The organism is Phaeocystidibacter marisrubri (genome assembly GCF_008933165.1).
Lineage (GTDB): Bacteria > Bacteroidota > Bacteroidia > Flavobacteriales > Schleiferiaceae > Phaeocystidibacter > Phaeocystidibacter marisrubri.
This window is the reverse complement of the sequence record NZ_WBVQ01000002.1, coordinates 1,017,487-1,029,127: the sequence shown is the minus strand read 5'-3', so window position 1 is coordinate 1,029,127 and position 11,641 is coordinate 1,017,487. Positions and strand designations below refer to the sequence as shown.

Below are 11,641 nucleotides of genomic sequence, written 5' to 3'. Positions count from 1 at the left end.
GATCGTGGATTAAGCTTCCTTATCCTTTTCGTCAGAACGTGTAGAAGACTTCTCATCTTCCTTAACGGCATCCTTAAACTCCTTGATTCCGCCGCCTACGCCGCGCATCAACTCAGGGATTTTACGACCTCCAAACAAAATGAGAAGAGCCACGACGATAAGGACAACTTGCCATGGGCCAAACATTCCCAAAAAAATGCTGAGTGTGTTCATATTGATCTCAACTGATTATTGGGGGCAAAGGTAGTAAAAGTAGGGGGAGTGCCGACGAATTCTCGCACCTGGAATTGCAGTGAGGCGTGTAGCTTTTAGTCGGTGGTCTGGAGCGGTTTGGTGGCGGGTGGCTGGTGGCGGTGTATGGTGACGGGTGACGGGTGACGGATGACTAGTCTGGATCTTTCTTTTAATGCCTTATTAAACCCAACAGCCTTCACTTGCTGATATTCAACATCAATTTTTTACATCCCATCTGGACTATCGAATCAAAACGGGGTGTTTTTTAGGTAGTTCAATAAGGAATAATCGGTATCACACCTGTGTGAAAGTATGCTATTCACTCGGACTTGAAAAGGAGTTGTTACCCGACTCTTTTGCTTCTGTCATCCCGCATTCTACGGCCAGTTACTGGCGTAAGCAAGATGCTCATGTATATCTGGGAGAAGAGTTTTCCGAGCTTGTTTTGGCTCAACTGGATGAGCTTAAATTGCTCTATGATAAGCGGGTTCGATGTGTCGAAAAGGGGTTCATTTCGGTTTGTAGGGACTGTTTGACTCTCATTATAGTCACTCAATCTTCCTTTTCGTTTGTTGGTGGACTAAAAAAGGGAGTCTCTCAGCGGTTAGAGGATTATGAAGTCAACTTGAGCACATTTACATTGCGCAGCCACTGCGTCAGCCCTTACGGAGTCCTTGCGCAGCCCTCGTTTCCGAGGCTAGTGTTTATACGGTTACTTCTGTTTTAACCGTCTTTTTCGTTTAAAGGCGGACTAAAAGGGGGAGATGGGTTCCATATATCTTGGTCAAAAGAAATCAAGAAAATTCCAGATGAATCATGATTATCAGTACAGCAATTTCCTGTTAAATCTGCAAATTTGCGAATATTAGTAATCAACTGTCTTGATATTTCTTTTTTTTCTTTTGCTAGTAGTAATGTATCTCGACTTGCCATGTAAAACTCGCAATTATAAGAATTCATAAATGGATAGATCACGAATTCATCACTCATGCGAAATGTTTCCAGAGAATCTTTTGTTATTTCTCTCGAACTGATAGAGTATCTAAAAAAGCCAATAGTATAGTATTGATCTTGATCTAATTTATCACCAATAGAGTAGCAATAAATTTCTACAATATTTAAATCATTTGGACAATAAAGGTTCACTTCATTCTGTGCTGGATTCTTTGCCGTCAAAGTGCACGAGGCTACAACATAAATCAAGAGCATTTTAAAAATATATGATAATAAAGAATAATTTTTGGTATTCATCTAGATTGGGGTTATGTAGTTCATAATCTTGCCTCAAAGGCGCCCCTCCACGAGGGTAGGGGTTCTCTTGAGTATATTCCTCATTAGTCCTTGAATTCATATGTCTTACTCGAATAGTAGGCCTCGGAATATTTGGAACTAAAGGACTTTTGTGAGCTTTTTCATATTGTGCATTATACTCACCGTTATTTGCACGGGCTGCTACACCTGAATTACTTGAATTTAGGCCTGCTATGTAGGATTCTGTTATTTCGTGAAGTGCATGCTCGCCTTCAGGAAATCCTGCTGCTTCATCGAGCAATAATAACACATCCGGATTAAGCCATTGAGTTGTAGAGACTTCATATTTACCTTTAACTTCATATAGACTAATGGAACTCCATTGTATATGACTTCTTGCCTGGCTCCCCCTTTTAATACGTTATCGAACCCAATACAGCTTAACTTGCAGATATTCAGTATCAAGTTCTCACTCCCCTTTTGGACATTGCGAAGCCATTGCCACAGGTCCTTGCGTCAGCCCTCGTTTCCGACGTTAGTGTTTATGCGGTTTCATCTGTCTCAATCTTCTTTTTCGTTTGTAGGCGGACTAAAAGAGGGAGCCCAGGACGGGACAAACTAAAAAATTTACTGAACACTAATCAGTGTGGGATACTTTCCGCGATAGTGGATAAAATGGTATCTCCTCATGAATAATCCTCCAATTTCGCACAACATTATTTCAAGCGTTCCATTAGAGTTGAGCTCTATTCTTCCAATAACCATGGCGCCTTTGTAGTGGTTGTACGCTTCTTCATTCAAGGAATATGAACCACCATTAATAAACAGGTCTCGAACCCGGAATGTCATATCTGTTTTGCATGTGTAGAATGGTATCTCGTATTGACCAATAAAGACGGGTTGTACAGTTGAGCTGTCACAAAGTTCAAAAGCACTTGCGTTTAGGATTCGGGCGGTGTCATATTCTTCGATGTTTTCAATTATGCGTTGTTTGATGTAAGGGTGCCGGAATGAAATCTTCAGTGCTTTGTGGATATAGGTGAGAGCTTCAGCACGGGTGTAAATTCCTTGCCAACTTCCGGAATATTCAGACAGCCCTCTTCTTAAAAGATAAAGTGAGTCAATCTTCTCTTGGCAATCGAATAGGACAGGTTGACCAAAATTGTCTGAATGAAAGGTGCAAACCCAATTTCGGATTGAATCGAATATGGTGGAAAAGTGTAATTCAATATCTCCTTCTTGCGCATTGGTTTTTACATGATCGAGAAATATGGAATACTCTAAATGAAGTATATCGTCATTATTTTCACCGAAAACTTCAGCGAAATCTCGATTTAGCTTTTCAAAAATCAGGTATGTTCCGTCATCATAGAATAAAGTATCAGCCTTTTTGGATTCTGATAAATTAATTTTCGAAATATTCCATAAAACGGGTTGATGCCCACGAGATTCAATTTGCCTTTTAAGATCGTCTAAAGTATGTGAGTGTACAGCACGCTCGATGGCTGTATTTAGAATAGCCAAAGAATCAATGAGTTGGCCGTAGCTGCTAAAAGATAGCAGCATGAAGAGAGTATATATGATTTTTATTAAACGCATTGAACTAATGAATTACGGATAAGTCGGTAAAGTTTCGGCTCTTTCAGATTGATGCTCTTCGAGAATTGTAATTATTGCTCCAGCATTTTTATATGCTTGACTGTCGTGATCTATACCAGTACCACACCATTCAGATGTTGAAATAGGCAACGCTGTAGAATTTTGAATAAATGCTGCATACCAAGATTCACCTTCATACTCTGAAGATCGTTTCATTTCTCGTGTTTCTCCCCACATCATTTTCGTAAACTCATCACCAAGGTGACTTCCATAAACACTTTTCACCATTTCCCCTGTTAATGATATTTCAGCAGCGTGAAGAGGTTCATGAAGTAAAGTTTGTAATAAAATGAATAAATAATAACGTTTAGATGTTGCCGAACGATTTTCATCTGCGAGTGCATCTTCTACACCTTGTAATAAAACAGAATTCAAATTAATTTCTAATTCAGAAAGGGGCCGTATATAAGATCCCCCAGGGGAATCGGTATATCCCTTTGCCGCAGGATTGCCCCATGGTGCCCTAGTTGCAATTAAAGTTGGGCCTGAATTTTTCGAAAACATCTCTACGAATAGTTCCTTAGTGAGTTCAACGTCTGCAAATTCCGCGCTAAAATTTCCTAAGGCGAAAGCCTCGCGCATGGTGTTAAAGAACCTTTCATCACTATTCAATTGTTGATACAAATTTTCTTCAATGTATCTAGTCAAATTTGGATAAGCATTTCTAAATTCTGTTGGAATCCTGAAATTACCATCTGGATCAACGTACGACAGTGGATTGTTCCCGACGAAAGCATATGCATTAATGGAAGGTTCTCTCATCGACAAAGCATCAACGCTTAAGAACGTACTCAATCTATTATCATAATACCTCGCCCCATAGTAGGCGTACCCTGTCTCTTGATCCAACTCCTTACCGTTAAACCTGTAGACTGTTGCTCCATATGCATTTTGACAGAGTAAACACTACCCCATTACCCTATGCTACCCTAATTGGTCGTAACCACTTCTATTGTTGGAGATTTTATCAGGAAATAGCCTCCTTCTATTCTTTGGCTTTGTACAGAAGTTTCCTGGGACTCCTCATGTTTTATCTCCATGACATCCCCAGTAACCTTCACCCTGACTCCAACCATTTCGAAGCTCCAGTTATCCTTTCCCTCAATAAATTAAGGAGTTCCTTGGTCGGTAATGACCATAGCTCCACCTTTTGAATTGCCAGCCACACCCTCAATAGTCGTCATAACTTGATTGTTCATTGTATAGCAATTTGAAAGCATTAATAATGTTGCAAAAAAAAGTTTCATCTGATAAAGATTAAGGCCCTGGCTTGGGCATAGTAGAAATGGCCACTCCAAATATTTGCCGATTGAAGTCTAGAAGTGGTCGTGAATAATACCTCAGTGAACTCGTGTAAACTTTCATTCCAGGTTCCATGTGATTAGCATGCCACCAAGTCCCTGCACCCCTATCGTCATACCATCCATAGTCAAAGTTAAAGTATCCCGGCTTGCTTTCATAATTGTAACCTGTCATATCCACTCTGTCATTTGCATCAGGCAAATATTTATCGACCTCAGCACTGTAACCCCCCCCGCTACCGCGCGAATCCCTTCGCGTGGTTTTAGATCTCAAACCAATCTGTTAGCCGACCTACTCTATCCCCTGTCCCGCTACTGCGTGAAACGAGCTGAGCACATAAACGAAAAAAGCCCAGTCGTAATGACCAGGCTTTCTTTTTGCTCCTCCTTACTGACGCTGCGGTCAACATTTCGCAAGCTCAACTTGGGCTCGAACCAATCCCGCATGTGCGGGACTCTAATTAATCGGTCGGCTGCGGGACTCTAACCAGCTGAGCTAAGAGTATAAACGAAAAAAGCCCAGTCGTGATGACCAGGCTTTTTATGAGTTCCGTTTACTGCACCAAAAACTTAGTTGTAAAGCTTTCGCCGTTTTCCCCTGTAAGCACTAACACATAAGCACCTATGTTCAAACCCTCACGCTCTATTACAAGATTACCAGAAGCATTGTTAATCTGACGAACAATGCGGCCTGACACTTCAATGATTTGACCACTAAATGTCCCTTCTGGAAGATCAACCGTTGCATCACTCACCATAGGATTTGGATATGGACTAATCCCTTGTTGACGGCTTGTATTCTCTACGACAGATAGTCCAACTGCCATATTTCTATATAGCTGAGTGTAGCGTAAATAGAAATTACCCTGATATCCATATGCTGAAGCATAAAAAATATCATCATCTGTATCTCCATCAAAATCGGCAGCAATACCGAGCCCGCCAGAGCTGTTCTCTGTGCGAATACCAGTATTAGATTCAAGTGTAAAAGTAAAATTACCTGGCCCGTCGTTTACATAAACTTTCCCTCCGGTCAAGATGTCTGGAAAGCCATCATGATTAGCATCACAAATAATCATCTGAGTTAGCAAGCCAAATCGCGTACGATAGGCAAATGAACCATCACCTAAATTCTCAAATATTGTGGCATCTGGAGTTGAACCTCTACTAGCAAACATATCAGGCAAGCTATCTCCATTGAAATCAACCAACTCACAAAAAGGCATAATGAAATTAGTTGAAAAAGGCATCGGTGCAGTTGTGAAAACACCCTGTCCATCATTTAAATAAATGCTACTCCCTGGACTTCCTGTGAGAACCAAGTCAATATCACCATCAAGATCTATATCTCCCTGAGCAGAAGTTGAACCCCAAGTTGGAGGAATACCAGAGTTCTGCTTTACCACAAATTGACCAGATCCATTATTGATGTACAATGCCGTATTCTCATAACTACTGTTAGATGCACCTGTTACTAGAATATCCAAATCAGCATCATTATCTACATCAAACACTTCAATATTAGCTTGTTGGAACATTTCTGTAAAAAGTGTAGGTGCGGAAGAGAAATCTCCAGAACCATTGTTCCAGAATATCTTAGTCACATCAAAGGAACCAGAAAATACAATATCTTCATCGCCATCATTATCGAAGTCTCCAGTAGCAATATCTCCCCAATAATAAGAGAAATGATCTAGGCCTTTTGATGTAGGAAACGTTCCTGTTCCAGAATTAAAATATACACGGGTCGAATCATAATTAACCACCACAATATCCAAGGCGCCGTCAGAATTGAAATCTGCCACAGCTTGGTTCTGAGCAGTAATATTACCAAAACTCGACAGGGAAGCATGGTAGAATTTTCCATTACTATGACCATGGTACAAGTCCCAAACACCTGGGTCTCTACCCCCGAGAATATCCAACTCACCATCACCATTGAAATCTGCCAATTGTGAACTAAAATATCTTGGAGTAAAATTTGGCAACCGAGCATCTAAACCGTGTCCACTAACAGGACTAAAACTGCCATCTCCATAGTTATCATAGAATGTATGATATACAGTAACCCCGCTTCTGTTAACTCCTAACACTAAGATGTCCTCATCTCCATCACCATCACGATCATACGCGTAAATTGTTGGATTGAGCACTCCTTGTGGGTAAATATTTGATTTTAACGAAAAGACTCCTGTTGAGTCTTGAAGAAGTAAAAGTCCCGAAACCGCATCACCAACGTACAGTATATCCATCAAACTGTCGCCATTGTAATTAGCACATTTGATGCCTCCATTTGGTAAAAATGAAGCCTGATTTAGAAGGTAACTTGTAAATCCAGAATTGGAATCATTATAAACAGCATGAAGCTGACCTGCTGCCCCTCCAGGCACGCTACCTGCGTAAACAATATCTATGAATGAGTCATAATTAATATCAGCAAGCTCAATATCGTCGGCCTTTAATTGCGGTAAGCTTAATCCACTCCTAAGCGAAAATGAAGCATTGCTATCATTGTCAAAGATTACCACGTTGAAGCTAGAAGTTGATAAAACGAGATCAACATCTCCATCATTATCGAGATCACCGAATTCAGCAGACCATATATCAGAAGGTAATTGAGAAGAACTTATTTGAGTAAAACCCCCCGTGCCATCGTTAGTGTATATTCTTGTAACGCTTTGGTTGGAGGAGGTAATCCCAGCTATGAAAACATCCAAATCTGAATCACCATCCAAGTCAATCAAACGTAGAGCTCGTGGCAATACTCCAATGATACCTATTCCAGCCAGACTATCGTAACTATCGCTACCGTTATACAAGTAAATCTTGGTAATTCTGCTCGTGGAACCCGTTTCACCTGCAATGATGATGTCTAAGTCACCATCTCCATCTACATCACCAATATCTGACATAGGGTCGTACAACTGATCCAACTCAACTTTGACTTGTTCATGTGGGCCAAAGCTTCCCATGAGTTCGAAATTAACACCTTGAGCGATCGACTGAAAAGTCGATAAATTCAACAAGGATGCTAGTAGGAAAAATAAAAACTTCTTCATTATTGAGAGATTAGATACTTAAAGCGGATACTATCTTGTTAGGATTACCCTGTGCACTTCTGTGAGGCCCCTTTCAGCATCAGACAAGTATAGAACATAGATTCCACTGTGTTGCGACGAAATCCGAATAGAGTCAGAATCTCGTGAAACGAAACCTTTCTGTAATAAAACACCACGCGAATCATACAAACGGTAACTACAAGTGCTCTGCAGGTTCTGGATATAGACCAATCCTGAGGTAGGGTTTGGAGCAATACTAATCTGGTTTCTTCTAAACTCATCAACATTCAAAAAGTTGAATTGGATGCACTCCGATGTATCGGAACAAGATCCATTGCTTACTACCAATGCATATTGACCTGATTTTGATGGAATGAACGACTGAGCAGTGTCGCCAAGTAGTGGCATTAAAATGCTGTCACATGAAAACCATTGATATGATTCGTATTGTCCAATTGAGAACAGACCTGTATCAGGTTGAATACGAACATCGGCTGAAGCGCCTTCAAAATTTAAATCTAAAGATTGAGTAACATAACAACCTGAGCCATCAAAGTGTGAGTAGGAATAAACTCCTGAAGAAGAATATGTACAACCTGTTATAGGCCATTCATATGGATCGCAAACTGAAAGCTGAGTAGTTGAATTTTGCACGCTACAAGACTTATTCTCGATTACCGCTCCAATCTCTTCACTTATTTCTGGAGCATAACCTGCTTGAACGATGTCTTGGTCACCATCATTATCAGTATCCATGAACCAGCTATTCTGGACCATATGAATATCCACAAACTCGCCTGGACTGAATGTCCCTGTTCCATCATTAATATAAACGTCATGTCTATATGTTCGATCAGGATCATGATAACCTAGGTATAGGAGGTCTAAATCGCCATCCAAATCAACATCTGCAGTATCTAAAGTACCCCATTCTAAAACGGGTAGGCCAGATGATGTATGAGCAGAATAATACCCAATAGAATCCTGAAAGAGCAAGTGACTGACTCCCCCTCCTGTTCCTCCATTAAGATCACCTATGATTAGAGCGTCTAACAAACCATTTCCATCAAAATCACCAACAGCGGTTCTGGCATCAGAGGCTGGAACACTAGGAAAGGTAAAGGCTGTATCCTCTGCAAAACTGAAGGAATTCTGCAAATAAAGGTGAGCTTCTCCAGTATAGGGCAACCTGCTCGTTACAAAAACGTCTAGCTCTCCGTCCCCATCAAAATCTGCATACTTAACCGCTGCATTTAGTCGATCTATAATTGGAGCATCTACAGTAGTTGCAGAGGCAAAAACTCCCGAACCATTATTGATCAAAAACTTCAACTCAAATGGATTATTACTCCCTATTTTATCGAAAAAGCAAATATCCATGTGACCATCTTGATTTATATCTGCTAGATGCAAACCACCTTCATAGTCGTACAATGCGTAATCTACAGGACTGGAGTAAACTCCTAGGTTAGAGGTTCCAAAAAATACACTTAGCCGGTTATTCCCTGTTCTAGAAGGAGCCACCAAATCTTGAAATCCATCTCCGTTAAAATCTGCTACACATACATACGTAACGGGCTGTGAAATACTTGTTGGGGTTTCAGTAAACGTATTGTTCTGATTATTAAGATATATGGAAACCGAGTTTGAACTTGGAAGAACCTGTCTTGACAGAATAAAATCCTGATAGCCATCACTATTAAAGTCGGCAAAGGCTTTATAAGAAGCAAACTTGGAATTGAACTGTGTTCCTAGAGCTAAAGAAAAGGTCCCATCTTGCTCATTCATGTACTGCCGAGTAATTTGCTTTGTATTGGTGATTACATGAGGGGTACGGTAACCTCCAGCAGAGAAGAAGTCCATATCGCCATCATTATCAATATCATGCATAGCAGAAGTCCCACTCTCTAAAACATCAATGCCAACATTTGGAAGCAGAACCCAGCCCGAAGCCGTTTGTTTTATCACAGCGGCCTCCTTGTTCCAAAAATCAATTTGACCGCGAATGACAATATCATTGAGTGTATCTCCAGTCACTTCAGTCAAATAAATTTCTCCACTCTCCAAGTCTGCCAGTTGCGGGATTGATACTTCCGTAAAAGAACTGCCTAAGTTATTCGTGTATACTGAGGTTCTAGAGTCGCCATTATGATCTATCCCAATCACTGCCAAGTCGAGATAAGAATCTCCATTAATATTTCCGAATTTCACATCTGCCCTTTCCAGAGGGGTATAATTACTTGGCGATTTAGCTGGCCACATAAAATGCGTGATTTCAGTGAAGTTCAAGTTACCTTGGTTTGAGTAAAACTTGAGCAATGGCAAACCATTAGATTCTCCTACTACAACAAGATCGTTATCTCCATCTGCATCGAAATCCCCAACATCCATCGCCCCTCGGTAGACAGGAGCAAATGAGTTGTTCTGACTAACAAAAGAACCATTAGCACTTCCAGTATATAGGTGAAAAACTAAGTTTCCTCCGTTTGAGTTTTGGGCTCCACTTATTAAAATGTCCTTTTCGCCATCTGAATTAACATCTTCAACAAAAACAGTTGCTCCAAAAAGCACTGGAAATACAACTGCAGTATCTAAATCAAATAAGCCTGTACCATCGTTTAGGTATAACTCTGCTGAAACATCATTTTTCAAATTACAAACGAGCAAATCTACGTCTCCATCATTGTCAACATCCCAAGCAAAATGAGGACGACCCCAGGCATCGGGTAAGCATTGATAAGGTCCTTCAGACAAGCTTCCTCTTCCATCATTGAGATAGATAGATGTTTCGTATTCTGGACCATAACCTACACCTTGGCCGGAAATTACAGCATCGTCATAACCATCGCCATTAAAGTCGCCAAAACCAAAACCACCAATTTTTGGGGCATCAAATCTGGAAAGAGGTTGACCCGGAATTGGAACCTTAGCAAAGGTTCGCGATTGCGCCATCGCTGAATAGAATGTCAAAATGAAGAGTGAGAATCCAACAAGGAATTTTAGCATGAGAGGCGAAGTTTCTCCAAAAATAGGAATCTAATTCGTATTCCTCACAGCACCTGCTTCATAGTGGATGATACTCTGCTCAACCTCACAGACGCCATGGTCAGCATTTCGCAAGCTCAACTTCTCGCCCAAACCGTCGGGCATAAAAAAACCCAGCGTAGTGCTGGGTTTCTTTCTGCTCCTCCTCTTGGGCTCGAACCAAGGACCCTCTGATTAACAGTCAGATGCTCTAACCAACTGAGCTAAGGAGGAATATTTTAAGCTTATTGAGGTTGTTTCCCTGTCAAAGCGGCTGCAATATTACAACAGCGGATTGTTTTGTACAACACTATTGATTGAAAAATGGAAAAAATATTTCGCCTACTCCCCGTCCTTCTTAAGTTCCAGTGTGTTTCCGTCAAATACGCCATAGGTGAAATATTGTATCCAATCTCCCAAATTGACGTAGCGCGAATGCTCGCCTACTTTGAGGTCGAGGGGAAGGTGACGATGGCCAAATACAAAGTAGTCGAAATGGCGATCTTCAAGAACCTCTTGGCAGTATTGGTATAACCACTCGTTTTCTTCTCCCTTAAAAACGGCATCCTCGCCTCCCGTTTGAGCTCGGCTGCGCTTGGAGAAGTAGTCGGCCAAGCCGATGCCGAAATTGGGATGCAAGCGGGCAAAACACCACTGTAAAAAGCGATTGGCAAAAACCTTCTTGAGGAACTTGTAACCGTGGTCGCCCGGACCTAAGCCGTCGCCGTGGCCAATGTAGAATTTTACGCCATTGTATTCGCGTTCGATGGGTTCGCGGTGCAGAGTGGCTCCAATTTCTTTGGGGAGGTAATCGAAAATCCACATGTCGTGGTTGCCCGTAAACAAGTGGATTTCAATTCCCATATCGGATAGCTCTGCCAGTTTGCCAATGGCGCGCGTAAACCCTCTGGGAACGGCGTGCTTGTATTCGAACCAGAAGTCGAATAAATCGCCGACAACATAGAGGATTTTTGCATCTGCTTTTATCTCATCCAACCATCGGACGAAACGGAGTTCGCGCACTTTGCTGCTCTCGTAATCGGGAGCACCAAGGTGGAGGTCGGATATGAAGTAAATGCGGTCGCCCATGCGTGGTGCAGCGCTAGTATTTGA

At 41.4% G+C, this 11,641-nt stretch carries 7 protein-coding genes, 1 tRNA gene and 1 pseudogene; all 9 read right to left on the bottom strand.

All coding sequences use genetic code 11. The annotated features are described in order from the left end of the window. Nucleotides 1-9: 9 nt before the first annotated feature. The 9 genes and pseudogenes from F8C82_RS11925 to F8C82_RS11885 all read right to left on the bottom strand — a co-directional run bounded on the left by F8C82_RS11925 (nucleotide 10) and on the right by F8C82_RS11885 (nucleotide 11,617). Nucleotides 10-213 (bottom strand): Sec-independent protein translocase subunit TatA/TatB, encoded by a 204-nt coding sequence (locus F8C82_RS11925; RefSeq protein ID WP_151693813.1) that lies wholly within the window; start codon nucleotides 211-213, stop codon nucleotides 10-12. A gap of 744 nt (nucleotides 214-957) precedes the next feature. Next, entirely contained in the window at nucleotides 958-1,485 is a 528-nt protein-coding gene (locus F8C82_RS11920; protein WP_151693812.1) for a hypothetical protein, read from the bottom strand. A gap of 627 nt (nucleotides 1,486-2,112) precedes the next feature. Next, nucleotides 2,113-3,051 carry a hypothetical protein gene (locus F8C82_RS11915; RefSeq protein ID WP_151693811.1) on the bottom strand — a complete coding sequence of 313 codons (939 nt, stop codon included), beginning with the start codon at nucleotides 3,049-3,051 and terminating at the stop codon, nucleotides 2,113-2,115. A gap of 45 nt (nucleotides 3,052-3,096) precedes the next feature. Beyond that, a pseudogene (locus tag F8C82_RS11910) lies at nucleotides 3,097-4,011 on the bottom strand (RHS repeat-associated core domain-containing protein); the annotation flags it as partial. Between the two features lie 390 nt (nucleotides 4,012-4,401). Beyond that, a complete protein-coding gene (locus tag F8C82_RS11905) occupies nucleotides 4,402-4,719 on the bottom strand; it encodes a hypothetical protein (protein WP_151693809.1) in 318 nt (105 codons plus the stop codon). 280 nt (nucleotides 4,720-4,999) lie between these two features. Beyond that, nucleotides 5,000-7,504, bottom strand: coding sequence for an FG-GAP repeat domain-containing protein (locus F8C82_RS11900; RefSeq protein ID WP_151693808.1), 2,505 nt, complete (start codon nucleotides 7,502-7,504; stop codon nucleotides 5,000-5,002). 30 nt (nucleotides 7,505-7,534) lie between these two features. Next, nucleotides 7,535-10,510 carry a T9SS type A sorting domain-containing protein gene (locus F8C82_RS11895; protein ID WP_151693807.1) on the bottom strand — a complete coding sequence of 992 codons (2,976 nt, stop codon included), beginning with the start codon at nucleotides 10,508-10,510 and terminating at the stop codon, nucleotides 7,535-7,537. Between the two features lie 178 nt (nucleotides 10,511-10,688). Then, nucleotides 10,689-10,762: transfer RNA gene (locus tag F8C82_RS11890), tRNA-Asn, on the bottom strand. A 108-nt stretch (nucleotides 10,763-10,870) separates the two neighbouring features. Next, nucleotides 10,871-11,617 (bottom strand): UDP-2,3-diacylglucosamine diphosphatase, encoded by a 747-nt coding sequence (locus tag F8C82_RS11885; protein ID WP_151693806.1) that lies wholly within the window; start codon nucleotides 11,615-11,617, stop codon nucleotides 10,871-10,873. Nucleotides 11,618-11,641: the final 24 nt, after the last annotated feature.

Excerpts from the sequence above, each read along its gene's own strand:
- F8C82_RS11920 (WP_151693812.1), bottom strand. The coding sequence starts at position 1,485 with ATGAATACCAAAAATTATTCTTTATTATCATATATTTTTAAAATGCTC.
- F8C82_RS11895 (WP_151693807.1), bottom strand. The coding sequence starts at position 10,510 with ATGCTAAAATTCCTTGTTGGATTCTCACTCTTCATTTTGACATTCTAT.
- F8C82_RS11915 (WP_151693811.1), bottom strand. The coding sequence starts at position 3,051 with ATGCTGCTATCTTTTAGCAGCTACGGCCAACTCATTGATTCTTTGGCT.
- F8C82_RS11925 (WP_151693813.1), bottom strand. The coding sequence starts at position 213 with ATGAACACACTCAGCATTTTTTTGGGAATGTTTGGCCCATGGCAAGTT.
- F8C82_RS11885 (WP_151693806.1), bottom strand. The coding sequence starts at position 11,617 with ATGGGCGACCGCATTTACTTCATATCCGACCTCCACCTTGGTGCTCCC.
- F8C82_RS11900 (WP_151693808.1), bottom strand. The coding sequence starts at position 7,504 with ATGAAGAAGTTTTTATTTTTCCTACTAGCATCCTTGTTGAATTTATCG.